The 24900-nt window shown below is 50.9% G+C and carries 20 protein-coding genes and 2 tRNA genes; 18 read left to right on the forward strand and 4 right to left on the reverse strand.

Annotation, left to right across the window (positions count from 1 at the left end):
• Positions 1-35: 35 nt before the first annotated feature.
• On the forward strand, positions 36-1136 hold the full coding sequence (gene alr / locus AOC34_RS04825; RefSeq protein ID WP_108469017.1) for an alanine racemase: 1101 nt from the start codon (positions 36-38) through the stop codon (positions 1134-1136).
• Positions 1137-1151: 15 nt separating this feature from the next.
• Here the strand turns inward: alr and AOC34_RS04830 are convergent, their stop codons facing one another.
• Positions 1152-2045 (reverse strand): outer membrane protein assembly factor BamD, encoded by an 894-nt coding sequence (locus AOC34_RS04830; RefSeq protein WP_108470055.1) that lies wholly within the window; start codon positions 2043-2045, stop codon positions 1152-1154.
• On the opposite strand from AOC34_RS04830, the gene AOC34_RS04835 reads away from it, so the two are divergent.
• From AOC34_RS04835 to AOC34_RS04865, 7 genes are all read left to right on the forward strand, one after another.
• Positions 2039-3067 (forward strand): RluA family pseudouridine synthase, encoded by a 1029-nt coding sequence (locus tag AOC34_RS04835; protein ID WP_234408157.1) that lies wholly within the window; start codon positions 2039-2041, stop codon positions 3065-3067. The genes AOC34_RS04830 and AOC34_RS04835 overlap by 7 nt on opposite strands.
• Entirely contained in the window at positions 3064-3867 is an 804-nt protein-coding gene (gene pgeF, locus AOC34_RS04840) for a peptidoglycan editing factor PgeF (RefSeq protein ID WP_108469019.1), read from the forward strand. Before AOC34_RS04835 ends, pgeF begins: the two co-directional genes overlap by 4 nt.
• Before the next feature lie 118 nt (positions 3868-3985).
• The gene (phaC, locus tag AOC34_RS04845; protein WP_108469020.1) at positions 3986-5617 is read left to right on the forward strand and encodes a class I poly(R)-hydroxyalkanoic acid synthase; all 1632 of its coding nucleotides are present in this window, start codon (positions 3986-3988) and stop codon (positions 5615-5617) included.
• A 66-nt stretch (positions 5618-5683) separates the two neighbouring features.
• Complete coding sequence (locus tag AOC34_RS04850; RefSeq protein WP_108469021.1) at positions 5684-6424, forward strand: 3-ketoacyl-ACP reductase; 741 nt, start codon at positions 5684-5686, stop codon at positions 6422-6424.
• 54 nt (positions 6425-6478) lie between these two features.
• On the forward strand, positions 6479-7033 hold the full coding sequence (gene phaR / locus AOC34_RS04855; RefSeq protein ID WP_108469022.1) for a polyhydroxyalkanoate synthesis repressor PhaR: 555 nt from the start codon (positions 6479-6481) through the stop codon (positions 7031-7033).
• A 2-nt stretch (positions 7034-7035) separates the two neighbouring features.
• Entirely contained in the window at positions 7036-8394 is a 1359-nt protein-coding gene (rimO, locus tag AOC34_RS04860) for a 30S ribosomal protein S12 methylthiotransferase RimO (RefSeq protein ID WP_108469023.1), read from the forward strand.
• A gap of 69 nt (positions 8395-8463) precedes the next feature.
• On the forward strand, positions 8464-9648 hold the full coding sequence (locus AOC34_RS04865) for an acetyl-CoA C-acyltransferase family protein (RefSeq protein WP_108469024.1): 1185 nt from the start codon (positions 8464-8466) through the stop codon (positions 9646-9648).
• A gap of 28 nt (positions 9649-9676) precedes the next feature.
• Here AOC34_RS04865 and serB read toward each other — a convergent pair whose 3' ends face one another.
• A complete protein-coding gene (serB, locus tag AOC34_RS04870; protein ID WP_108469025.1) occupies positions 9677-10573 on the reverse strand; it encodes a phosphoserine phosphatase SerB in 897 nt (298 codons plus the stop codon).
• Positions 10574-10640: 67 nt separating this feature from the next.
• On the reverse strand, positions 10641-14201 hold the full coding sequence (gene mfd, locus AOC34_RS04875; protein ID WP_108469026.1) for a transcription-repair coupling factor: 3561 nt from the start codon (positions 14199-14201) through the stop codon (positions 10641-10643).
• A gap of 23 nt (positions 14202-14224) precedes the next feature.
• Here mfd and ispD point away from each other — a divergent pair, with 23 nt between their 5' ends.
• The 9 genes from ispD (at position 14225) to AOC34_RS04920 (ending at position 23525) form a co-directional block, all read left to right on the forward strand.
• Complete coding sequence (gene ispD / locus AOC34_RS04880) at positions 14225-14980, forward strand: 2-C-methyl-D-erythritol 4-phosphate cytidylyltransferase (RefSeq protein ID WP_108469027.1); 756 nt, start codon at positions 14225-14227, stop codon at positions 14978-14980.
• Positions 14981-15004: 24 nt separating this feature from the next.
• Positions 15005-15517: a 2-C-methyl-D-erythritol 2,4-cyclodiphosphate synthase gene (gene ispF, locus AOC34_RS04885; RefSeq protein ID WP_108470056.1), complete on the forward strand. Its 513-nt coding sequence runs from the start codon at positions 15005-15007 to the stop codon at positions 15515-15517.
• Between the two features lie 110 nt (positions 15518-15627).
• Positions 15628-15714 (forward strand) — tRNA-Leu (locus tag AOC34_RS04890).
• Positions 15715-15770: 56 nt separating this feature from the next.
• A complete protein-coding gene (gene tig / locus AOC34_RS04895) occupies positions 15771-17105 on the forward strand; it encodes a trigger factor (RefSeq protein WP_108469028.1) in 1335 nt (444 codons plus the stop codon).
• Between the two features lie 26 nt (positions 17106-17131).
• Complete coding sequence (gene clpP / locus AOC34_RS04900) at positions 17132-17785, forward strand: ATP-dependent Clp endopeptidase proteolytic subunit ClpP (protein ID WP_108469029.1); 654 nt, start codon at positions 17132-17134, stop codon at positions 17783-17785.
• A complete protein-coding gene (clpX, locus tag AOC34_RS04905; protein WP_108469030.1) occupies positions 17786-19165 on the forward strand; it encodes an ATP-dependent Clp protease ATP-binding subunit ClpX in 1380 nt (459 codons plus the stop codon).
• Between the two features lie 181 nt (positions 19166-19346).
• Positions 19347-21779, forward strand: a complete 2433-nt coding sequence (gene lon, locus AOC34_RS04910; RefSeq protein ID WP_108469031.1) for an endopeptidase La — start codon at positions 19347-19349, stop codon at positions 21777-21779.
• A gap of 101 nt (positions 21780-21880) precedes the next feature.
• A tRNA-Val gene (locus AOC34_RS04915) sits at positions 21881-21956 on the forward strand.
• 102 nt (positions 21957-22058) lie between these two features.
• A complete protein-coding gene (locus AOC34_RS04920; protein ID WP_108469032.1) occupies positions 22059-23525 on the forward strand; it encodes a peptidylprolyl isomerase in 1467 nt (488 codons plus the stop codon).
• Here the strand turns inward: AOC34_RS04920 and AOC34_RS04925 are convergent.
• The gene (locus tag AOC34_RS04925) at positions 23522-24163 is read right to left on the reverse strand and encodes an arylesterase (protein WP_407675567.1); all 642 of its coding nucleotides are present in this window, start codon (positions 24161-24163) and stop codon (positions 23522-23524) included. The two genes, AOC34_RS04920 and AOC34_RS04925, sit on opposite strands and share 4 nt — an antisense overlap.
• Before the next feature lie 12 nt (positions 24164-24175).
• On the opposite strand from AOC34_RS04925, the gene AOC34_RS04930 reads away from it, so the two are divergent.
• The gene (locus AOC34_RS04930; RefSeq protein ID WP_108470057.1) at positions 24176-24862 is read left to right on the forward strand and encodes an ABC transporter ATP-binding protein; all 687 of its coding nucleotides are present in this window, start codon (positions 24176-24178) and stop codon (positions 24860-24862) included.
• Positions 24863-24900: the final 38 nt, after the last annotated feature.

The following is a 24900-nucleotide window of genomic DNA, read 5'->3' on the forward strand; positions in this document are numbered from 1 at the left end:
ATTTACAGCATTAAAACATGAAAGGGGTTTCAGATATGAATCGGCCTATATTGGCATCCATTCACATTGAGGCCTTTCGCCATAACTTGGCTAGGGTACGCGCGCTTGCCCCTGAGGCGAAGACTTGGTCAGTTGTCAAAGCCGCTGCGTATGGCCACCGCTTAGAGTCCATCCTGGAGGGCTTAAAGGAGACCGATGGATTTGCTTTGCTCGATCTGCGGGACGCACAGTGGCTTCGAAATCAAGGCTGGCAAGGCCGCATCCTACTGCTGGAGGGTCTATTTGAGCCTGAAGAGCTTGCACAAGCAGTCTCGCTGGACTGTGATTTAGTCGTTCATTGTCAGGAGCAAGTGGTATTACTTGAGCGCCTAGCTCAGCACTCCAGTCATGCGTTTCAGGTTTTTCTCAAGCTCAACTCCGGAATGAACCGGCTAGGCTTTTCCCCTACGACTTATCGGGATATGTACCACCGGCTCCATTCATTAGGGCATCAAGTCCACCACATGACCCACTTTGCCAATGCCGATGCAGTGGATCAGAAACCAACCGTGGGTGAGCAGATGGACTGCTTTTCTACGGCAACCAATGGCCTGGCTGGTGAAACCTGCCTTGCTAATTCGGCTGCAATTCTGTGGCACCGCACCGCCCTAGGTGACTGGGTACGCCCTGGAATCATGTTGTACGGACTTTCGCCGACTGGAATCCATGCGGACATTGAGCATGCACACCTTCAGCCCGTGATGTCCCTTACTAGTGAGATCATTGATATCCAACATTTGGCTGCCGGTGAGCATGTGGGCTATGGTGGTCGCTTTACGGCGCCTGAAGCAATGCGGATTGGCGTGATTGCCTGTGGCTATGCTGATGGGTATCCTCGCCATGCGCCGGATGGAACTCCGGTCTGGGTTGAGAGCAATGGCACTGGAGCAATCTGTCCGATTGCAGGACGCGTGTCGATGGATATGATTACCGTTGATTTACGCAATGCGCCGAATGCGCAAATCGGAAGTAGGGTGGAGCTTTGGGGGCAGAAGGTTCCTGCAGATACCGTTGCTGCCGCTGCCGGCACGATTGGTTATGAGCTCATCTGCGCACTAGCACCCCGAGTGCCAGTCGAATTGATTCGCAAATCTTAAAACAATAACTAAACGTTATCTATTCCAGATTTGCCACCACGAGCGCTCTTTCTTGACGCGCTGTCCAGTAAGGAGCATTTGGCTATCAGGAAAGTTGAGCTTAAACACCCGAATAGCGTCCGTGCTTAAATCAGTCATGCCCAAGCGCTCATATGACTTAATCAGAATGTAAAGCGCTTCTTCTACCGCAGGTGCGCGGTCATAGTCTTTGAGTACGAGCTGCGCACGGTTTGCTGCAGCTAGGTAGGCACCACGCTGAAAGTAATAACGCGCGACGATGACATCCGCCTCTGCCAAGGAGTTGACGATGTAGCGCATCCGGTCAAGCGCATCCGGTGCATATTTACTGTTTGGAAAGCGATCCACTACTACCTTAAATGCCTCGAATGCCTCACGGGCTGCCTTAGGATCACGCTCGCTTAAATCTTGACCAGTGAACTTGCCTAAAAATCCCAGATCATCGTTAAAAGTAATTAAGCCTTTGAGGTAGAAGGCGTAATCCAGATTAGGACTGCCTTGGTGGAGCTTGATGAAGCGATCTACAGCAACCAAGGCTTGCGCCTGTTCGCTGGCTTTCCAGTAGCAATAGGCGGCATTGATTTGCGCTTGCTGCGAATAAGGGCCAAAGGGGAAGCGCGCCTCGAGCTTTTCAAAATACGTTCCGCATTTTGCAAAGTCATTGTCTTTGAGTTTTTCAGTAGCTTCGCTGTACAGCTTGGTCTCAGACCAGCCATCGGTCTCGTCTTTATTGCCATCGCTTGCGCAACCGCTAATAAATAGGGTGGCAACTAAGGCAAATCCCAGCAGCAAGCTGCTAATGCGGGAGGAGGATGGCAAACCATTCGGGCTTACGTTTGTAGGCCTTACACTGTCGGCTGTAACTACATATGGGTAATTCAAGCGTGGCATTGCCGAAAACTCCTGATTCGAATCCAGTTGATTATATCGATGAAGAGGATTTCATTGCCCTAGAAATTCCGTGGGAGGCATCTGGCGAGCGCCTAGATAAGGTTTTGGCCGGGGCTTTGCCCGATTATTCCCGAAATCGCTTAAAAACCTGGGTTGAAGCAGGGGCAGTGACCGTCGACGGCAAGGTCACGCGAGCCCGTTACTTATTGCGGGGCGGCGAGAGCGTCAAAGTCTATCCCCAAGAAATGCCCGAGCAATTTGCGTTTCAGGCCGAGGATATTCCCCTGGATGTGGTGCATGAAGATGCGAGCTTGATTGTGATTAATAAACCCGCAGGCTTAGTGGTCCATCCTGCTGCGGGCAATTGGTCTGGAACATTGCTCAATGGTTTGTTATTTCGCTACCCTGAGCTTGTACAGTTACCTCGGGCCGGTATTGTCCATCGCCTCGACAAAGAGACCTCAGGCCTTATGGTGGTGGCGCGGACTGATCTGGCGCAAACGGCATTGGTCCGCCAACTGCAAGAGCGCACAGTCGGGCGCCGCTACTTGGCTTGGGTATGGGGAACGCCAGCAGCGCAAGGAAAGATTCAGGCCATGGTGGCACGCGATCAACGTGATCGACTCAAAATGGCAGTACATTCGATTCAAGGTAAGCCTGCAATTACGCTCTACCGTCGATTGGCTAATGGTCACTTTGCACAAGCGCCGGTATCGCTCCTAGAGTGCCGCCTGGAAACAGGGCGGACCCATCAAATTCGGGTGCATTTAGAGTCTTTGGGATTTCCCCTCTTGGGTGATCCGGTTTATCGCAAGAAGGCGCCGAACGTAGCCAAAGAGTTACCTTTGTATCGACAAGCATTGCATGCCTATGCCTTGAGCCTCATTCACCCAGAAAGCAAGCAAGTAGTGCAGTGGTACCGCTTGCCGCCAGACGATCTAAATGCTTTATTGCCAGCTGTTGGGATGACTGCTGCGGATTTACCTGACGAGCCAAAACTAGAAACGCCTCTTGCATCATGAGTAAGCACGACAGTCAATTTCAGGTCATCAATGGGCTGCGGGTGCTTGTTCCGAATTGGCCAGTTCCACCTCAGATCGGGGCGTTCTGTACTACTCGAGTTGGGGGCGTCAGCAAAGCGCCCTTTGATAGCCTCAACTTGGGTCGCTACGTCAACGATGAGGCCGCTGCCGTCAGTGAAAATCGTGCTCGTGTGCGGGCTTTGCTCCCAGCCGAGCCGGTATGGCTCAAGCAGGTCCACGGCACCCGGGTTTGGGACGCGGATTTGGCCTCCACTGAAGAGGTCATTGAGGCCGATGCGGCGGTCACCACCAAACCCAATACCGTCCTGACGGTAATGGCAGCCGATTGCTTGCCCGTTTTAATTAGTAGCCCGGATGGCGGGGTAATTGGCGCCGCCCATGCGGGCTGGCGCGGCTTATTGGGCGGCATTCTCGAAAACACGTTGGATACGATGCAGGCAAAAACGGGGCTGGGCGATACTGGCCAATACCTTGCCTGGCTCGGCCCGGCGATTGGTCCAAGGGCATTTGAGGTGGGTGAAGATGTACGTGCGGCGTTTCATGAATATGGTCAAAAACAGGGCCTGCCAATAGCCGCTGATGCATTTATGGCGATCGACGGCAAACCCGGTAAGTATTGGGCCAATCTATATCAATTGGCCCGGCAACGCTTACTCAGCAAGGGCCTGACCCATATCTATGGCGGCGAATTTTGTACGGTTCGCGATCAAACCGACTTTTTTTCCCATCGCCGCGATGGTCTTTCTGGGCGATTTGCCGCCTTTATCTGGCGCTGCTAAGCGAGGGCATAAGCTCTAGGGCTAGGGTTAGTGCTTATAACCCTTGTGCCCCATTCAAACGAGAATGGGTATGTGCGGCAAGCCGGTACGGCCTGCCTGGTTGAGAATAGAGAAAAGCATGTTTACTGGAATACCATCTGGGAAGTCGCCAAGTTTGGCACCGCAACATATGGCGTTAATCCCGCCCGAGCGCTTGTCCGAAATTCAGCAGCATTACATGACTGAATTAGCCGCCTACGTTAGCAATCCAGGCTCCCTCGAAATTAAAGATCGGCGTTTTTCTGGCAAAGCATGGCAATCGCCATGGAGTAAGGCCATTGCAGGAATGTATTTGCTCAATGCCAAGCACTTAATGGAATTGGCTGAAGCAGTCGAGACCGATGCAAAAAGTAAGCAGCGCATTCTGTTCAGCACGTTGCAAATGGTCGACGCACTTTCACCATCGAATTTCATGGCGACCAATCCAGAAGTGCTCGAGCACATCATTAGCTCGCAGGGGCAATCGATTCAAAACGGCATTCTGAATTTACTGGGCGATTTAAAAAAAGGCAAAGTTTCGCAAACCGATGAAACGGCTTTTGAGATTGGCAAAAATTTAGCCACCACCGAAGGTGCCGTGGTCTTTCGCAATCACTTGTTTGAGCTGATTCAATACAAGCCGCTAACCGAGAACGTATTTGAGCGCCCATTTTTGATGGTGCCACCATGCATTAATAAATACTACATCCTCGATTTGCAGCCCGATAACTCGGTGGTGCGTTACATGGTGAGCCAGGGCCACACGGTCTTTCTGGTTTCATGGAAAAACCCCGACAAATCGATGGCTAAGGTGACGTGGGATGATTACATTGGCGATGGCGTCATTAAAGCCATCGAAGTAACGAAAGAGATCGGCGGTCTAGATCAAATTAATTTGCTGGGCTTTTGCGTCGGCGGAACCTTGGTGAGCAACGCCTTAGCAGTATTAGCGGCGCGCAAACAAAAGCCGGTGGCCAGCCTAACTTTGTTAACGACCTTGCTCGACTTTAGTGACACCGGAATCTTAGATATTTTTGTTGATGAGGACACCGTTAAGCTTCGCGAAAATACCATCGGCGGCGAGCAAGGCCAGTTTGGTTTGATGTCTGGGCTAGATCTAGGCAATACCTTCTCCTTTTTGCGCCCCAATGATTTGGTGTGGAACTACGTAGTTGAAAATTACCTCAAAGGCAATTCACCGCCGCCATTTGATTTGCTCTATTGGAATGGAGACTCTACCAATCTACCGGGCGCTATGTATTGCTGGTATCTCCGCCACACCTACTTGCAAAATGAATTAGTAAAGCCAGGCAAGCTCAAGGTGTGCGGCGAAAAAGTTGACCTGTCATTAATTGATTGCCCAGCTTACATTTATGCATCACACGATGACCATATTGTTCCGTGGCATAGCGGTTATCGTTCGACGCAAATTCTCAAAGGCAAAAACCGCTTTGTACTTGGGGCATCCGGCCACATCGCTGGCGTGATTAATCCGCCTGCAAAAAATAAACGCCACTACTGGGTCAATGCCAAATTACCAGCCAAGGCAGAAGATTGGCTTGCGGGCGCTAAGGATATTCGCGGTAGTTGGTGGCCAGACTATGCTGAATGGCTCGCCCAATTTGGCGGCAAGCAAGTGAAGGCTAGCAATAGCTTTGGAAGTGCAAAGTATAAAAAAGGGATAGCGGCCCCAGGTAAGTATGTCAAAGAAAAAGTCGACGAATCAAGCTAAGTAAGCAGTATGAATCAATGCAATACCTTTTAGACGCAACACACATAGAGAGAAGAGGGTAATACGATGACACAACGAATTGCTTATGTAACTGGTGGTATGGGTGGAATTGGTACTGCGATTTGCCAGCGGCTGTCTAAAAAAGGGCACTTGGTTATCGCTGGCTGCGGACCAAACTCTCCACGACGTGATCGTTGGCTAGGCGAACAAAAAGAGCTAGGCTATAACTTTATCGCTTCGGAGGGCAATGTATCGGACTGGGCATCGACTGTAGCGGCATTCGACAAAGTCAAAGCCGAGGTGGGCCGCGTTGATATTTTGGTCAACAATGCCGGCATTACGCGGGATAGTGTCTTTCGTAAAATGACGCCAGAGGATTGGAAGGCGGTCATCGACACCAACCTCAATTCCTTGTTTAACGTCACCAAGCAGGTGATCGAAGGCATGATCGACAATAACTGGGGTCGAGTTATTAATATTTCCTCCGTCAACGGTCAAAAAGGGCAGTTTGGGCAGACCAATTACTCCACCGCTAAAGCTGGCTTACATGGCTTTACGATGGCCCTGGCGCAAGAAGTGGCCGGAAAAGGGGTCACGATCAATACGGTCTCCCCTGGCTATATCGCAACCGATATGGTCAAGGCAATTCGGCCGGATGTGCTGGAAAAAATTGTTGCCGCCATCCCTGTAAAGCGCCTGGGAACCCCCGATGAAATCGCCTCGATGTGTGCTTATATTGCCTCGGATGACGCTGCATTTGCTACCGGCGCCGATTTTTCCCTCAACGGCGGCATCCATACGGGATAATTCCGGAGCTAAACTGTCGTTTATGGCATTTGTGTAGTGCGAAGGAGTGGGGATATGGCAACCAGAACAAAACGAGCGGGTGAAGAGCGGCTGATTAAGAAGTATCCTAATCGCCGCCTTTACGATACGCAAACCAGTACATATGTGACCTTAGTTGACATCAAAGGCTTGGTGATGGCGAATGAGGCATTCAAGGTAGTGGATGCCAAAACCGAAGACGATCTAACGCGCAATATTTTGATGCAGATTATCTTGGAAGAAGAGGCCTGCGGCTCCCCGGTCTTTTCTTCGCAAATGCTATCGCAAATTATTCGTTTTTATGGCAACTCCATGCAAGGCCTGATGGGCAACTACCTGGAAAAAACCATGCAATCCTTCGTAGATATTCATGGGACGCTAAGCGATCAATCCAAAGGCGTTACGGGTGGCACCGATGCATGGGCACAAGCCATGAATATGCAGAACCCAATGATGCAGGGCCTTATGGGCAACTACATGGAGCAGAGTAAAGATCTGTTTATGAAGATGCAAGAGCAGATGCAAAGTTCGCAAAGTATGTTTAAGGGATTTCCTTTTACACCCCCCGTGCCTAAAAAAGAAAACGACTAGTTGTGGCGGGCAAGGTTGGTTTTGTTTCCTTGGGATGCCCTAAGGCGCTGGTTGATTCAGAGCTCATCCTCACGCAATTGAGTGCGGAGGGCTATGAGACCGCTAAAGACTATTCAGGCGCTGACCTGGTGGTAGTCAATACCTGTGGCTTTATTGATTCTGCCGTTGAAGAGTCCCTTGCAGCCATTGGCGAGGCCTTATCTGAAAACGGCAAGGTGATTGTGACGGGCTGCCTTGGCGCACGTAAAAATGATGATGGCTCTGATTTAATTAAAAGCATTCACCCCAAAGTACTTGCAGTGACCGGCCCTCATGCCACAGATGAAGTGATGCAAGCAATTCATTTGCATTTGCCCAAGCCCCACGACCCGTTTACCGATTTATTGCCACCCATCGGCGTCAAGCTCACGCCGAAACATTACGCCTATTTAAAGATATCGGAAGGCTGCAACCACCGCTGTACGTTTTGCATCATTCCAAGCATGCGCGGTGATTTAGTGTCTCGGCCGATTGGCGAAGTCTTGCTCGAAGCAAAGCGCCTATTTGAGTCTGGCGTGAAAGAACTGCTCGTTGTGTCGCAAGATACCAGCGCTTATGGCGTGGATGTGCAATACCGCACGGGTTTTTGGGATGGCAAACCTCTCAAAACAAAGATGCTGGATTTGGTCAGCGCCCTCAATCAAATTGCGCGCGAGCATCAGGCCTGGGTACGATTGCATTACGTCTATCCCTATCCGCACGTCGATGACGTATTGCCGATCATGGCAGAGTTTAAAGAGCATGGCTATGGGCTCTTGCCTTACCTTGACATTCCATTGCAGCATGCCCATCCCGATGTGCTCAAACGCATGAAGCGTCCTGCTAGCGGTGAACGCAATTTAGATCGAATTCAGGCATGGCGTGCAACTTGCCCGGAGCTCGTGATCCGCAGTACTTTCATTGCGGGATTTCCGGGGGAAACCGAAGAAGAATTTAGCTATTTACTGGATTTTTTAGATCAAGCGCAAATTGATCGGGCAGGGTGCTTTGCCTATTCGCCGGTGGCGGGTGCCACAGCCAATGCACTGGAAGGCGCCTTGAATCAATCGATTCGGGATGAGCGCCAGGCCCGCTTTATGGGCAAAGCCGAAGCAATTTCAGTCAATCGCCTCAAAAGTCGGGTGGGTCAGCGCATGCCGATCTTGGTTGACCACGTCAGCGAATCGGGCGGTATTGGCCGCACGGCCGGCGACGCCCCAGAAATCGACGGTATCGTGCGGATTTTGCCGGTAAGTAAGCCGTCCAAACGCTACCGGGTGGGGGATTTTGTGCGCGGTACGATCGTAGATACACAGGGGCACGACCTAATTGCTCAATTGTAGGCAATCAGGTAAAAAAGCCTTTAGCGAAGTATGCTTTTCAGATGGAATGCTTAATTTAAGGGGATTACTATGAGTCGCGAAGTCGTTGTATTAAGTGCGGTACGTTCTGCCATCGGCGCCTTTAATGGCAGCCTGAGCAGCATGGAGCCATCCGAACTCGGCGGTATTGTCATGAAAGAGGCGGTGACACGGTCGGGCGTTAATCCCCAGGATATTAATTACGTTACGGTCGGCAATACCATTCCGACCGATAGTCGCTATGCCTACGTTGCGCGCGTTGCCTCGATTCAGGCAGGCTTGCCGATGGAATCGGTAGCGATGTCCTTAAACCGCCTTTGCAGCTCTGGCCTGCAAGCCATTGTTACTACCTCGCAAGCCATCATGCTCAATGATTGCGATTACGGCGTTGGCGGCGGCGTTGAAGTAATGTCCCGCGGTATGTACGGTTCGCCCGCAATGCGCAGTGGTGCACGCATGGGCGATACCAAAATGATTGACCTCATGGTTGCCGTACTAACCGATCCATTTGGTGTTGGACACATGGGCGTGACCGCAGAAAACCTCGCTGAAAAATGGAAGCTGACCCGTGAAGAGCAAGATGCGTTTGCGGTGGAGTCGCATCGCAGGGCCGCGGTTGCCATTAAAGAGGGTCGCTTCAAGTCCCAAATAGTTCCTATCACCATCAAGTCACGCAAAGGCGATGTGGTGTTTGATACGGACGAACATTGCAAGCCCGATACCACCATGGAAACACTCAGTAAGATGAAGGCGGTTTTCAAGAAAGAGGGCGGTACTGTCACCGCAGGTAATGCATCTGGCATTAATGATGGCGCAGCCTTCTTTGTCTTGGCTGCTGCCGATGCTGCTGCGAAAGCCGGTCAAAAGCCGATTGCCCGCTTGGTGTCCTACGCTGTTGCTGGTGTGCCCAATCACATCATGGGTGAGGGTCCCATCCCTGCATCCAAAATTGCACTGACGCGCGCTGGGTTAAAGCTAGACCAAATCGACGTGATTGAATCGAATGAAGCGTTTGCTGCTCAGGCTTTAGCGGTTACAAAAGGTCTAGGATTAGATCCTGCTAAGACCAATGTGAATGGCGGTGCGATTGCGCTTGGCCATCCGATTGGTTGCTCGGGCGCCGCGATTGCCACCAAAGCGATTCATGAATTACAGCGTGTGAATGGAAAATACGCTTTGGTCACCATGTGTATTGGTGGCGGCCAAGGTATTGCGGTAGTATTCGAGCGTCTGTAAAAGCAGACCGATTGCGTAACGAAGGTGGTTACGTAATCAACGCCAGTGTGGCGTCTAAGCCGACTCGGTCAAACGCCGCGTCGGCTTTTTCTTTTACTAGGGGTTTGGCTCGGTAGGCGATACTCAGACCCGATCCATCCATCATCAGTAAATCGTTGGCGCCATCACCGATGGTTATAGCTGCAGACTTTTTGCAGCCCAAGGCCTTGCATGCATTCTTCACATGCATCGCCTTGCCGCTCGCATCCACGATATCGCCGAGCACTACACCGGTTAATTTGCCATCCTGAATTTCTAAAGTATTGGCATGGGTTTCGGTAAAGCCGAGATCGCGCTGCATGCGCTGTGTAAAAAAGGTAAAGCCGCCTGACACCAAAATTGTATGTAATCCCGCTGCATTGGCCGCGACGAGCAATTCAATCGCACCCGGATTAGGCCGGAGTCGTTCTCGGTAAACTGATTCCAGCACTGATTCAGAAATGCCGTTTAGCAGCGCTACACGGCGCCGCAAACTTTCACTAAAGTTGGCGATCTCACCGCGCATAGTTGCCTCGGTAATTGCTGCTACCTCCGCTTTCTTACCCGCAAAATCGGCAATCTCATCAATGCACTCAATATTGATTAAGGTGGAGTCCATGTCCATTGCCAAAATCCGTAGGCGACTGGGATTAAAGGTGGGGGCTAAAAATGCGAGGTCAAGACTAAGAGTGGAGGCCAATTTCCGAAATGCCTCGCGCTCGGTTAGGGCAAGCTCGCGGGATACTTGCCAGCGCTGCGCGTGGGTATTACCAACCACGGTGGAGCCCTGTTGATCGTAAGGTTTGAGGGATAGACCTAAATTGGTAGCCAAATTGCCCAAGGTATTGGACAGGCCACGATCAATCGGGGCCGTGGATAGGACAACAATAATTTGACCAAGACTCATAGTGGGGTACTCATAACACCATAGTAAGCGAATTTTGCCTCAGCAAGGGATGGCTTTTGTATGCTGCTCACGATTGGGCGCTCATCAGTGTGGCGGATGTACTTAAATGCTTTAAAAGCCGGCGTATTTGATCTAAGCGCTGCTCCAATTTATCAAAGTCCCCCGCTTTTTGGGGCAATACCTTGAGGCGATCTTGGCCGTTGAGTAAAACCTGTTTATTGGATTGCACCAACTGAATGATGCGCAGTGGATCAATCGGGGGATTTGGAATGAAGGTGAGTTGAATCGCAGTGGGCCCTGCATCAATCTTCTTGATACCAAAGCCACTCATCTCAAGGCGGAGGCGATGGGTTTCATAAAAGGATTTGGCGGGATCTGGCAGATCACCAAAGCGATCAACCAACTCTTCGCGTAAGCCCATCAATTCGGAAAAGTCAGAGGTTCCCGCGAAGCGCTTATACAGCGAAAGGCGTTCATGCACATCGGGACAATAATCCTCCGGTAACAGCGCCGGAACACCTAAATTGACATCGGTTGTGACTTGCAGTGGCGCTAATAAATCAGGCTCTTTTCCGCTGCGCAGGGATTTGACTGCGCGATTAAGCATTTCGGTATAGAGCTGAAATCCAATTTCATGAATATCACCCGATTGTTTATCGCCCAGCACTTCGCCCGCACCCCGAATTTCTAAATCGTGCATCGCTAGATAAAAGCCAGAGCCCAATTCTTCCATCGCCTGAATCGCATCAAGTCGCAATTTGGCTTGCTTACTCAGCGCCTCTGGATCCGGCACCAATAAATATGCATAGGCCTGATGGTGTGATCGACCAACCCGGCCACGCAATTGATGCAGCTGTGCCAAGCCAAATTTATCGGCGCGGTGCATGATGATAGTGTTTGCTGTAGGCACGTCGATACCGGTTTCAATGATGGTGGTGCAGAGCAAGATGTTGCTGCGCTGCGTTACAAATTCCCGCATCACCGATTCCAGCTCGCGTTCATGCATTTGCCCATGCGCAACACTAATCCGGGCCTCCGGGATCAGAGCTTGCAAAGCATGGCGGCGATTCTCAATGGTTTCTACTTCATTGTGTAAAAAGTAAACTTGCCCGCCGCGTTTAATTTCACGCAATACTGCCTCGCGCACAACCCCATCGCCTTCACGTCGCACAAAGGTCTTGATTGCTAGACGCTTTTGCGGCGCGGTTGCAATAACCGAAAACTCCCGAAGTCCTTCCATGGCCATTCCCAATGTTCTTGGAATGGGAGTGGCGGTGAGCGTCAAAATATCGACTTCAGCACGCAATGCTTTGAGCGCATCTTTTTGGCGCACCCCAAAGCGGTGCTCCTCATCGACGATAACAAGGCCAAGACGTGCAAACTGCGTTTCTTTTGAAAGCAATTTATGGGTACCAATGACGATATCGGCCTCGCCACTTGCGATGGCTTGCAGGGCGGCATTGATTTCTTTAGTGGTTCTAAAGCGCGACAGTTCTACGATGCGGACTGGCCAGTCCGCAAAGCGGTCTTTCCAGGTAGCCACATGCTGCTCGGCGAGTAGGGTAGTAGGCGCCAGTATCGCCACTTGCTTACCGCCCATGACCGCAATAAAACTGGCCCGCAATGCAACCTCGGTTTTGCCGAATCCCACATCACCGCACACTAAGCGATCCATTGGCGTACCACTCGTCATATCGCCAATCACTGCTGCAATGGCATTGGCTTGATCCGGGGTTTCTTCAAAGCCAAAGCTTTCGGCAAAAGCAGCGTAATCGTGCGCCGAATATTCAAAGGCATGTCCCTGGCGAATTGCTCGGGCAGCATACAAGCTTAATAACTCAGCAGCAGTATCGCGAATTTGCTGCGCAGCTTTGCGCTTGGCTTTATCCCACTGCCCAGAGCCCAATTGATGCAGCGGCGCTGAATCCGGATCTGCGCCAGCATAGCGCGTAACCAGTTGGAGTTGATGCACTGGCACGTATAAGGTGGCGTTGTTCGCGTAAATGAGATGCAAAAATTCTTCGAAAATAGGCGCTTCTTTTGGAGGGGCGAGGTTGAGCAAAACCAAACCTTGGTAGCGGCCAATGCCATGTTCTACATGCACCACCGGATCGCCGATCTTGAGCTCTGCCAAATCCTTAAAGAGCATGTCAGGATCGCTTGCCTCTTTGCTACTGTCTTTACGGCGCTGACGCGTGGTGAGCGTAAATAGCTCCGCCTCCGTAATAAAGAGGAGACCCTGACTGGGCCAATCAAAGCCATTGAGAAGTGGCGAGACAACCAAGGCAAAGGGCGCTGCACCTTTAATAAAGGAAGCTAAATCATCGAGGAGCACTGGCTGAAGCGGGTATAGGTTGCCACCTCCATCTTTTGACACCGAATTGCTTTCATCCAAGAGTGCGCGGATCGACTCACGGCGACCCGCACTATCGCAGCAAATCACAATGCGGCGATGCGCCTGTGCAACCTGCTGACGCAATCGTCCAATCGGATCATGGTCACGGCGATGAATGCCCACGTCTGGCACCGATAAAAACTGGGGTGGCTCATTCGCTTCCACATTCGAAACAATGCCATTGCGATTGAGTACAAGACGCGCGCTGACTTTTGAAAGACTAAAAAATTGATCAACGTCTAAGAAGAGTGCTTTGGGTGGCAGTATGGGCCGATCTAAATCGTGCTTAAGGAATGCATACCGTTGCTCGGTGTCTTTCCAAAAGCCGCGAATTGCCTCTTCTGCATCGCCGACGGTAACAAGCCAAACTGGATCGCCCGAGCGCGGGAAGTAATCAAATAGGGTGGCAGACTCGTCAAAAAAGAGGGGCAAATAGGATTCAATGCCTGCACTCGGGATGCCCAAGTTGGCATCTTTATAAATGGAGCAACGGGTTGGGTCACCCTCAAATACTTCACGCCAGCGATTGCGAAACGCAGTCCGCGCTGCATCATCAAAAGGAAATTCATGGCCTGGCAATAAGCGAATTTCTTTAACGGGGTACAGACTGCGCTGCGTATCGGGATCGAACGCCCGGATTTGCTCAATTTCATCGCCGAACAAATCCAATCGATACGGCAGAGCAGATCCCATCGGGAATAAATCAATCAGTCCGCCACGCACGCTATATTCGCCGGGGCGCATCACGGCGCTGACTGGGTCATAGCCGGCTTGTTGTAGCTGCAGTCGCAGGGCGCTTTCATTGAGGCGATCGCCTTGCCGAAAGAAAAAAGTATGGCCAGATAAGAATTCAGGTGGGCCCAGCCGTTGTAGCGCGGTAGTAACTGGCACTAAAACAATGTCACAGGTGCCCGCCAGCATCTCATAGAGGGTGGCGAGGCGCTCGGAGACCAAGTCCTGATGGGGCGAAAAATGATCGTAGGGAAGGATCTCCCAGTCAGGCAGCAGCCGTGTTTTTAGTTGCGGGGCAAAAGCAGGGATTTCCTCTAAGAGGCGCTGCGCTTCTTGTGCTTGAGCGCAAAACACCACCATGACGGAAAAATCAGCCCGGTGCCGAAGAGCAGATTGGGCGATTAGGGCAGCATCAGCAGAGCCAACCAGGCCGGAGAAGGTAAAGCGCTGCCCAGCCCGCGGAGCAGGTATGGGGGGCGCTTGATTTGTTCCATCCGACATCTGGCCTCATTATAGAATCAGACATGCGCGATATTCTTTCTTCATGCCATGCGATTTTGCCGACCGCCGGTACTGGGTCTCGTTTGGGCGGTGCGGTTCCGAAGCAGCTTCGAATCCTCGCAGGCAAGCCCATGCTGGCGTATGCGCTCGAGGCGCTCATTGCGACTCCGGAGATTGAATCGATATGGGTTGGGGTCAGCCCCAGCATGCACGCATCGGGTGATTTTTCTGGGTTTCAGGAAAGCAGCAGCGCTTTACTCAATACCAAGCCCAACTACTTTCTGCCAACCGGCGGCCCGACGCGTCAAGAAACCGTATTAAATACCCTGCGGGCAATGCTGGAAGCTGACCTTCCGGAGGAGGATTGGATTTTGGTGCATGACGCAGCTAGGCCAGGTATTACAAGTGGCGCCATTCAAGATTTAATTCATGGCGTCTTGGGTGCGGACTCCGGAGACCGATTCCATGGCGGCATCTTGGCCATGCCGGTTGCAGACACCCTAAAACAGAGCGCGCCAAGCGGCGAGTGGATTGAGCGCACGGTTTCGCGGGATGCCATTTGGCAGGCACAAACCCCTCAAATGTTTCGCCTTGCGGATTTATACGCCGCACTGGAAAGTGCCGTTTCGGATCGTGCAGAAGTGACGGATGAGGCTAGCGCGGTCGAACGTTTAGGTGGAAAGCCCTTATTAATCAAGGGCTCAACACGGAACTTTAAGGTTACGCAGCAAGCAGACTGGGACCTGATGGAGCTTGTTCTCCGTCAACAGAATGCCTAATACTCGATGAAAGCGGGAGAAGAAATGGCTTCAGGACGCACCACAGAACAACTCGTGCCACCATTTCGAATTGGTCAGGGCTACGATGTCCACGCCTTAGTGGAGGGTCGCCCGCTGATTTTGGGCGGCGTCAAGGTCCCGTATGGGAAAGGGTTGTTAGGGCATTCGGATGCCGATGCGCTGCTGCATGCATTGACGGACGCCTTATTGGGGGCTGCAGGCCTAAATGACATCGGACAGCTTTTCCCGGATAACGACCCTCAGTTCAAAAATATGGATAGCCGCATTTTGCTCAGGCGGGCCCTGGAATGCGTTACGGAGGCTGGCTACCGGGTTGGTAACGTCGATGCTACGATCATTTGCCAACAACCCAAACTAGCAGGCTTTTTGCCTGAGATGCGGGTCCATATTGCCGCTGACCTCGGTGTCGCAGTCAATCAAGTCAATCTAAAAGCAAAAACCAATGAATTATTAGGGCATCTTGGGCGAGGCGAGGGTATCGCAGTCCATGCCGTTGCATTGGTTTATCTAGCCTAAGTCAGATTCTTCTGATCCTCAAATACGGCTTTAAACCAGCCTAAACCCTTGATCATTGTAGAATCGACCCCTTAGAGTGAAGTTTAAGCAGGGTATTGTCTGCGGTATTCGCGAGGATGGCGAAATTGGTAGACGCACCAGGTTTAGGTCCTGACGCCAGAAATGGTGTGGGGGTTCGAGTCCCCCTCCTCGCACCACAAGGCTTACCTTGGCTTGGGCTTCACATAACCTGATCTTTACAGAAGAGACGAGAATGGCTTTGCAGATAGAAAATTTAGGTCAATTAGACCGCAAGATGACCTTGGAAATTCCCCGCGCTGACTTAGCAAAAGCACGCGCCGCTCGTTTGGCCAAGGTTGGCAAGACCATGAAAATGGCCGGCTTTCGTCCAGGTAAGGTGCCACAAAAAATCGTAGAGCAGCAATACGGCATGCAAGTGGATTTTGAGGTGCAATTTGATAAAGCATCTGAACTCTTCTTTGAACTGAGCAAGAAAGAGGGCATTTTGTTAGCAGGACAGCCTCGCCTTGAGCCCAAGAGTGAAATTGGCGCTGATCCGATTGTGTTTGAGGCTTTCTTCGAGGTTTTGCCAGAAGTCAAAATTGGCGACCTGAGTAAAGCAGCGGTCAGTCGCTACACCACTGCGATTGGTGATGCTGAAATTGATCGCGCGCTGGATGTGCTGCGCAAACAACAGGTCCATTACCATCCGCGCGGCGTTGCAAGCGACCACGGTGATGGCGGCAGTAATTTAGCAGCCCAGTCTGGAGATCAAATTACCATTGACTTTGTTGGCAAGATTGACGGCGTGGAGTTTGCTGGCGGCAAAGCAGATGGCTTTGAGTTTGTGCTCGGTGAAGGCCGTATGTTGCCAGAGTTTGAGGCAGCAGCACTGGGCCTCAAAAATGGCGAGAGCAAAACCTTCCCATTGAAATTCCCCGATGATTACCACGGCAAAGACGTCGCTGGTAAAACAGCGGAGTTCACCATCACGGTGAAGCAGGTTAATTGGCCCCACATGCCCGAAGTGAATGATGCCTTTGCTCTTTCTCTTGGTGTAACCGAAGGTGTTGCCAAGATGCGCAGTGAAGTGCGTGAGAATTTAGAGCGTGAAGTCAAACGTCGTACAACGGCTTTGCTCAAAAATGAAGTCATGGATCAGCTTGAAAAACTCTGCGAACTCGATGTACCGAAGTCACTGATTGCCAGCGAGCAAGAGCGCTTAGTCGAGATGGCGCGCCAAGATTTAATGCAGCGCGGCATTCCCAATGCCAAAGATGCCCCAATCCCAGGGGAGATGTTTGCAGAGCAAGCCCAAAAGCGCGTTCGCCTTGGCTTAATACTCAGCGACCTGGTTAAGCAGCAAAATCTGGTCGCCACCCCGGACCAAATTAAGGCCGAGATTGAAGAGCAAGCCTCAACTTATGAAGATCCAAAAGAAGTGGTACGTTGGTTCTACAGCGACCCCCGTCGCCTAAAGGATGTGGAATCCGTAGTGCTAGAGGCGAATGTGATTCAGTATGTGAGCGGCCTTGGCACAATTACCGATAAAGCAGTAAGCTTTGAAGAACTAAGTAAGCTTAATTAATCGATTGCCCACGAAAGCCCATTCGCATGAACCGTACTGATTCCCACTTTTTCAATGCTAGTAATACCTCTGCCGGCGACCTAGAAACCCGCGGACTTGGTATGGTTCCCATGGTGATTGAAACATCGGGTCGCGGTGAGCGAGCGTATGACATTTACTCCCGCCTTTTAAAAGAGCGCGTTGTTTTTCTCGTGGGTGAAGTGAATGATCAAACAGCCAATTTGGTGATTGCGCAGCTCCTGTTTCTCGAGAGTGAAAATCCCGATAAAGAAATCTCGCTCTATATTAATTCACCTGGCGGCTCTGTCTCTGCTGGTCTGGCCATTTTCGATACGATGCAATTTATTAAGCCGGATGTGAGTACCCTGTGTATGGGTATGGCTGCCAGCATGGGTGCTTTTTTATTGTGCGCCGGAGCAAAGGGCAAGCGCTACGCCTTGCCGAATTCCCGCGTCATGATTCACCAGCCACTGGGCGGTGCGCGTGGTCAGGCATCGGACATTGAAATTCAGGCGCGTGAAATTTTGTACTTGCGTGAACGCCTCAATCAGATTTTGGCTGACCGCACCGGTCAATCGATTGAAACCATTGCCAAAGATACGGATCGCGATAATTTCATGTCTGCAGATCAAGCCCGTGATTACGGTTTAATCGACAAAGTCATTGATAAGCGCCCCTAATTGAGCGATTCCAAAACACCCGCCTCTGCTGATAAGCTCCTGTACTGCTCGTTTTGCGGGAAGAGTCAGCATGAAGTCAAAAAACTGATTGCCGGTCCTTCGGTATTTATTTGCGATGAGTGTATCGACTTATGTACCGACATCATTCAAGAAGAGTTGGCCAATCTACCCTCTGAAAAAGGCGATGGTGGCCTACCTACACCACACGAAATTCGGGCCGACTTAGATCAGTATGTGATTGGTCAAGACCAGGCCAAAAAAACCTTAGCAGTAGCGGTGTACAACCATTACAAACGCTTGCAATACTTGCCAGCGCCAAAGACAGAGAAGTTGGATGGCGCAGCCGATTCCAAAGACACTAAATCGGCAGCTGAAACCAAAAAATCAAAATTGCCTGCAAAGGCGATGGTCGATGGCGTTGAGTTGGCCAAGAGCAATATTTTGCTGATTGGTCCAACGGGTTCCGGTAAAACTTTATTGGCGCAAACACTGGCGCGTCTGCTCGATGTTCCTTTTGTAATGGCCGATGCAACGACCCTAACGGAAGCGGGCTATGTTGGCGAGGACGTTGAAAACATAATCCAAAAATTACTGCAGGCCTGCGATTACAACGTCGAAAAAGCCCAGCGTGGCATTGTTTACATCGATGAGATTGACAAGATTTCACGCAAGTCAGACAACCCATCGATTACCCGTGACGTGTCGGGAGAGGGTGTGCAGCAGGCGCTCTTAAAATTGGTAGAAGGAACCATGGCTTCCGTGCCTCCGCAAGGCGGCCGTAAACACCCCAATCAAGACTTCTTGCAAGTCGATACAACCAATATTTTGTTTATCTGCGGCGGTGCATTTGATGGCTTAGAGAAAGTCATTCAGCAGCGTACCGCTAAAACGGGCATTGGTTTCAGTGCTGAAGTACCAGGTAAAGATGACCGCGGCTCTAGCGAGCTACTCAAAGAGGTGGAGCCAGAGGATCTGATTAAGTTTGGCTTGATTCCAGAGCTAATTGGCCGTTTGCCCGTTCTAACCACCTTAGCTCAGCTCGACGAAACCGCCTTAGTCCAAATCTTGACTGAACCTAAAAATGCGCTGGTGAAGCAATACCAAGCCCTCTTAACCATGGAAGGTGCCGAACTCGAAGTGCGACCCGAGGCTTTATCTGCGATTGCCAAAAAAGCCATTGCACGCAAAACCGGCGCCCGTGGTCTACGCTCCATCCTGGAGGGCGCATTAATGGATGTCATGTATGACTTGCCATCCCTGCGCAATGTCCAAAAAGTAGTGATTGATGAAAGCAGCATTCAGGGCCTAGGTAAGCCGCTGCTGGTCTACAAGCAGAGCGAATCCCCTGTTGAAAAGCAGGAATTGTCGAAAAAAGCCTAATTTGGGTGGTTTTTTGCCTCTTTTTGCCCTGTTTTTATCACTTTTTTGCCATTTTGCCCTTGCAATCCTGCAGCCCAAACCCATATAAGTAGTATCCTGCTCATAGAAATACCCCTTTTAAGTAGCTTTTGGTACTTTTGAGATTTTTTTGAGCGTTTGACTACTTTGGAGGATTCGCCCCATGCCTGGCCATTTATTACTACCCTCTGAACCGATTCAACTGCCTTTGCTCCCCTTGCGGGACGTAGTTGTCTTTCCCCATATGGTGATCCCCTTATTCGTAGGGCGTCCCAAATCAATCAAAGCACTCGAAGCCGCCATGGAAACGGGCAAAAGTGTTTTATTGGTTGCCCAAAAGACAGCTGCAAAAGATGAGCCCTCGGTGGAGGATTTATACGACGTAGGTTGCATCGCCAGTATTTTGCAAATGCTCAAATTGCCCGACGGTACCGTCAAGGTATTGGTTGAGGGTTCGCAACGCGCCGAAGTCAGTCAAATTGAAGACGCACTCGGTTACTTTAGTTGCGAAGCAACGCCCAAAGCAATCGACACGCTCGATGCGCATGAGACAGAGGCATTGCGCCGCGCGATCATGGCGCAGTTTGATCAATACGTGAAGCTAAACAAAAAGATTCCGCAGGAGATTCTGGCTTCCTTGGGTGGCATTGATGATCCCAGCCGACTAGCTGATACCATCTGCGCGCATTTGCCCGTGAAGCTCGAGCAAAAACAGCGCCTACTGGAAATGACCGATGTGGTGAAGCGCCTCGAGAGTTTATTAGCTGACCTTGAGAGCGAAATCGATATTCTGCAAGTCGAGAAGCGTATCCGTGGTCGCGTTAAGCGCCAAATGGAAAAGAGCCAACGCGAGTACTACCTCAATGAGCAAGTCAAAGCTATTCAGAAGGAGCTAGGCGAAGGTGAAGAGGGCGCCGATCTCGAGGAACTGGAGAAGCGCATCAAAGCCGCGAAGATGCCGAAAGAGGCGCTGAAAAAAGCCGAGTCCGAACTGAAAAAACTCAAGCTGATGTCGCCGATGTCGGCTGAAGCAACGGTCATTCGTAACTTCATTGACACTTTAGTTGGCCTGCCTTGGAAAAAGAAAAGCAAGGTCAATAATGATTTAGGTAATGCCGAGAAGGTGCTTGATCAGGATCACTACGGTCTTGATAAAGTGAAAGAGCGCATCTTGGAGTACCTCGCAGTACAACAACGTGTCGATCGCGTTAAGGCTCCCATCTTGTGCTTAGTTGGCCCTCCTGGTGTTGGTAAAACATCCCTGGGTCAATCGATTGCACGCGCTACGAACCGGAAGTTTGTACGCATGGCTTTGGGCGGCGTACGCGACGAGTCAGAAATTCGTGGCCATCGACGCACTTACATTGGCTCGATGCCGGGCAAGATTTTATCGAGCCTAGCTAAAGTGGGCGTGCGCAATCCCCTGTTCTTATTGGATGAAGTCGATAAGATGGGTATGGACTTTCGGGGTGACCCAGCCAGCGCGCTACTCGAGGTACTCGATCCAGAACAAAACCACACCTTTCAAGATCACTATGTCGAGGTTGACTTTGATCTGTCCGATGTGATGTTTGTCGCCACCGCGAATTCTTTAAATATTCCAGGGCCGCTCCTCGATCGCCTTGAGGTGATTCGCCTCGCTGGCTATACCGAGGATGAAAAAACCAGTATTGCTACGAACTATTTAATTCCGAAGCAAATCAAAAACAATGGTTTGAAAAAGGGTGAGCTGCAGATTGAGGACAGTGCGATTCGCAGCATGATTCGCTACTACACCCGCGAAGCCGGCGTGCGATCGCTCGAGCGCGAGATCAGCAAGGTCTGCCGTAAGGTAGTTAAGTTATTGCTGCTCAAAAAAGAAGCTGCGCCGATTACCGTGGATGCGGATAATTTAGAGAAGTTCCTCTCCGTGAAGATTTTTGATTACGGCTTAGCCGCAAAAGAGAATCAACTCGGACAGGTGACGGGTTTGGCGTGGACTGAGGTCGGCGGCGATCTACTGACCATCGAGGCTGCACTCATGCCAGGCAAAGGTGTGATTACGCGTACCGGCTCCCTTGGTGATGTGATGAAGGAGTCGGTCGAGGCGGCCAGAACCGTAGTGCGTTCACGTGCGCGTGCCCTGGGTATTACTGATGAGGCCTTTGAGAAAAAAGACATTCACATTCACTTTCCAGAGGGCGCAACACCCAAAGATGGACCATCGGCCGGTATCGCCATCACTACGGCCTTGGTTTCTGTTTTCACTGGCATTCCAGTGCGCTCCGACGTTGCTATGACTGGGGAAATTACCTTGCGCGGCGAGGTATTACCGATTGGTGGCCTGAAAGAGAAGTTATTGGCTGCGCACCGGGGCGGTATCAAGCTGGCCTTAATTCCAGAAGAGAACGTCAAAGACTTGATTGACATACCGGATAACGTCAAGAATGCAATCGAGATTGTTCCGGTACGCTGGATCGATAAAGTATTGGAGCTTGCTTTGGAGCGCAACCCTGAAGCGCTGCCAGATCCAAGTCCGGACGAGTTAGCCAAAAAGGCGGCGGAAGCCAGCAAGGCTGCCCCTGGAATATCGGGCGGGGAAGTCTTAAAGCATTAATTGGATCGCTGGAATGTACCCCTTGTGCACGACAGGCAAAGGCTTAATCTAAAAAATAAGCGCCTGAACTGGACTAAGGGTACAATTTCGGTTGTTTTATGGGGCGCTTAGCTCAGTTGGTAGAGCGTCTGCCTTACACGCAGAATGTCGGCGGTTCGAGCCCGTCAGCGCCCACCATGCCCTCTATGTGATCTCGATTGGATTTCCTCGTATTTCGATTGCTCACCACTCCCCGACCATTTTATAAACCCTGCGATCATTAATCGGTAAAGCCATTTCATGTTTGATTCCGTTCGTAAGCACCAACGCCTATTGCAGTTCGTTCTGCTGATCTTGATTGTTCCTTCCTTTGTTTTGTTTGGTGTTTCAGGCTATACGGATTTCTTTGAGCAAGAAACAGACTTAATTAAAGTCAATGGCAAGGCCATTACTTCCCAAGAGGTCGATAACTCGGCCAAGCGCCAATCTGAGCGCGTTGGGGCTAATTCACAAATTGCACAAAGCCTGCCGTTTCGCCAGGCGGTGTTAGACGAGTTGCTACAGCAACGCCTTTTGGCCTTCGCCGTCAACAAACTGCAGTTACGCATTAGCGATCAAGCACTGACCAAAAACCTAGCGACCATTCCTGAGATCAAGGCTCTCTATAAGCCTGATGGCAGTTTTGATAACACCCGCTATCGCCAGCTTTTAGCCAATGCTGGAATGACGATTGAGCAATTTGAGGGTGGCCAGCGTTTCGACTTGATGATTCAGCAATTTGTTACGTCTGCAGCGCGTACTGAATTGCCTGCGCCAAAATTAGCCGGTTTAATTTCGGCTCTATATGAGTCGGAGCGCCAAGTGCAGTCGATTCAATTTACGGCGGCTGAATTTGTTTCAAAAGCAAACCCCACTGAAGCCGAACTACAGGATTTTTATAAAGCCAATGGGCGCTTGTTTGAAACCCCTGAGCGCATTGACATTGAGTTTTTAGTATTGCGTGCCGATCCTAAGGAAGATGCCAAAGCCTTTGGTGAAAAAGCCGATCAGTTCGCCAATCTAACCTACGATCAATCCGATAGCCTGAAACCTGCCGCGGATAAATTAAAGTTGAGCATTCAGTCGGTCAAAGGGGTCTCGCGCGGCGGTAAGGCAGGGCTTCCAGCAGATCATCCTCTGAACAATCAAAAAATGATTCAAGCACTTTTTGGGGACGATGCCTTAAAAAATAAACGCAATACCGAGGCGGTACAAATTGCCCCCGGCGTCTTTGTATCGGCGCGCGTTACCCAACTTCTTCCAGCGGAAGTATTACCCTACAGTGCGGTAGCCAGTGAAGTGAAACGTCAGGTTACTGTGCGCAGCGCTGAAAAGCTGGCCAGCGCTGCTGCCGCTGAGCGTTTTATTGCTGCTGAAAAAAATCCATCGAGCGCTGCTGGATTTGCTGCCCCAATTTGGGTTTCGCGTAATAAGCCTACTAACTTAGGTGGCCCCGCGCTCGATGCCGTTATGGCTGTTGATCCCAGTAAGTTGCCTGCAGTTATCTCGATTGCAAACGCCGGATCTGGCACAACGCTGTATCGGATTGATCAAGTGCGTCAACCGCCTTCAGCCGACGCGAAAGTTCGCCAAGCGCAATCCCAACAAATTCAGGTCCTTGCTGCTCAGGCGGAGTTTGTTGGTTTTATGTCCTACTGGCGCAATGAGGCCAACGTCAAAATCATTAACCCGCTAAAACAATCCGGCTCTAGCAGTTCGGGCGGTTAATTCTTTTTGGGCATCAGTTGCCCATAAAACGGGGCGAGGGCAGTCCAGACATTCTGAAACATAATCGTCTGCGCTGCCTCGTTCGGATGAATTCGGTCTGCCTGAAATAATTCATTGCGCTGAGCGACACCCTCTAAGAAAAAAGGCAGTAGAGCCACTTGCTGGCTTTTTGCAATCCGTACAAAAAGCCCAGCAAATTGCTGGGTGTATTCCTGGCCATAGTTTGGCGGAATACGCATACCAATCAAGAGCACTTCAGCGCCTGATTTTTTGCTTAGCTCGACCATGGTTCGGATATTCTTTTCCGTTTCTATTAGCGAAAGACCACGCAAAGCATCGTTTGCCCCTAATTCAATAATTACTAGCTTGGGTTTCTTCTGAGCCAATAACTTAGGCAGGCGCGTTAACCCGCCTGAAGTAGTTTCGCCGCTGATGCTGGCGTTCATAATCTCCCACGGACTTCCTTCCTGCTTTAGGCGGCTTCCCAATAAGGAGACCCAGCCACTACCGCGTGCAATGCCATACTCTGCCGAGAGACTATCGCCGGTGACCAAAAGGGTCGGTTTAATAGGGTCTTGTGCTTGGGCTGGGCCGATTAAGGTCAGCCCGAGTAAGATGGTGGCAATGCAAAATTTCAAGCGATCTTCCTTATGAGCAATCAATCGGTCGTGCTGCACGCTCAGCAGCTGGGCAAGGCAGTCCACACCAGCGATGGGCCACTTACTATTTTGCATGACATTTCATTTAGCGTCTGCGCTGGAGAAAGCGTTGCGATTGTGGGTGCATCGGGCTCAGGAAAAAGCACCTTGCTCAGCATATTGGCTGGCCTAGATACCCCCAGTAGCGGTCTGGTTGAGCTGGTAGGTGAAAATCTTGCCCAGTTGAGCGAAGATGGCCGAGCCCAACTCCGCGGTAAACACGTTGGCTTTGTATTTCAGTCGTTTCAACTGATACCGCACCTGAGCGCACTAGAGAACGTGATGCTGCCCTTGGAGCTGCGCGGTGTATCGCTGCACGAAGCTCGAGAGCAGGCGTCTTATTGGCTGGATAAGGTCGGCCTAAGTGCCCGGCTCAATCATTTCCAAAAAACCTTATCGGGCGGCGAGCAGCAGCGTGTTGCCTTGGCTCGGGCGTTTGTTGGCAAACCGGCCATTTTGTTTGCGGATGAGCCTACTGGTAGCCTGGATCAGGCCAGTGGCGGAAGGGTTATAGACCTCCTATTTGACCTAAACCAAGCCAATGGATCGACCCTAATTTTGGTTACACATGATGCGGTTTTGGCGGGGCGCTGCGCCCGCCAGCTACACCTTCAGGGTGGGGTCTTGCTGGCTGAGTAAAAATAAGGGGTTTTTTGGTCCAAACCTTATAATTACAG

The sequence above is a fragment of the Polynucleobacter difficilis genome (assembly GCF_003065365.1).
GTDB classification, from domain to species: Bacteria; Pseudomonadota; Gammaproteobacteria; order Burkholderiales; family Burkholderiaceae; genus Polynucleobacter; species Polynucleobacter difficilis.

Excerpts from the sequence above, each read along its gene's own strand:
- alr (WP_108469017.1), top strand. The coding sequence starts at position 36 with ATGAATCGGCCTATATTGGCATCCATTCACATTGAGGCCTTTCGCCAT.
- AOC34_RS04830 (WP_108470055.1), bottom strand. The coding sequence starts at position 2,045 with ATGCCACGCTTGAATTACCCATATGTAGTTACAGCCGACAGTGTAAGG.
- pgeF (WP_108469019.1), top strand. The coding sequence starts at position 3,064 with ATGAGTAAGCACGACAGTCAATTTCAGGTCATCAATGGGCTGCGGGTG.
- phaC (WP_108469020.1), top strand. The coding sequence starts at position 3,986 with ATGTTTACTGGAATACCATCTGGGAAGTCGCCAAGTTTGGCACCGCAA.
- AOC34_RS04850 (WP_108469021.1), top strand. The coding sequence starts at position 5,684 with ATGACACAACGAATTGCTTATGTAACTGGTGGTATGGGTGGAATTGGT.
- phaR (WP_108469022.1), top strand. The coding sequence starts at position 6,479 with ATGGCAACCAGAACAAAACGAGCGGGTGAAGAGCGGCTGATTAAGAAG.
- AOC34_RS04865 (WP_108469024.1), top strand. The coding sequence starts at position 8,464 with ATGAGTCGCGAAGTCGTTGTATTAAGTGCGGTACGTTCTGCCATCGGC.
- serB (WP_108469025.1), bottom strand. The coding sequence starts at position 10,573 with ATGAGTCTTGGTCAAATTATTGTTGTCCTATCCACGGCCCCGATTGAT.
- mfd (WP_108469026.1), bottom strand. The coding sequence starts at position 14,201 with ATGTCGGATGGAACAAATCAAGCGCCCCCCATACCTGCTCCGCGGGCT.
- ispD (WP_108469027.1), top strand. The coding sequence starts at position 14,225 with ATGCGCGATATTCTTTCTTCATGCCATGCGATTTTGCCGACCGCCGGT.
- ispF (WP_108470056.1), top strand. The coding sequence starts at position 15,005 with ATGGCTTCAGGACGCACCACAGAACAACTCGTGCCACCATTTCGAATT.
- tig (WP_108469028.1), top strand. The coding sequence starts at position 15,771 with ATGGCTTTGCAGATAGAAAATTTAGGTCAATTAGACCGCAAGATGACC.
- clpP (WP_108469029.1), top strand. The coding sequence starts at position 17,132 with ATGAACCGTACTGATTCCCACTTTTTCAATGCTAGTAATACCTCTGCC.
- lon (WP_108469031.1), top strand. The coding sequence starts at position 19,347 with ATGCCTGGCCATTTATTACTACCCTCTGAACCGATTCAACTGCCTTTG.
- AOC34_RS04920 (WP_108469032.1), top strand. The coding sequence starts at position 22,059 with ATGTTTGATTCCGTTCGTAAGCACCAACGCCTATTGCAGTTCGTTCTG.
- AOC34_RS04930 (WP_108470057.1), top strand. The coding sequence starts at position 24,176 with ATGAGCAATCAATCGGTCGTGCTGCACGCTCAGCAGCTGGGCAAGGCA.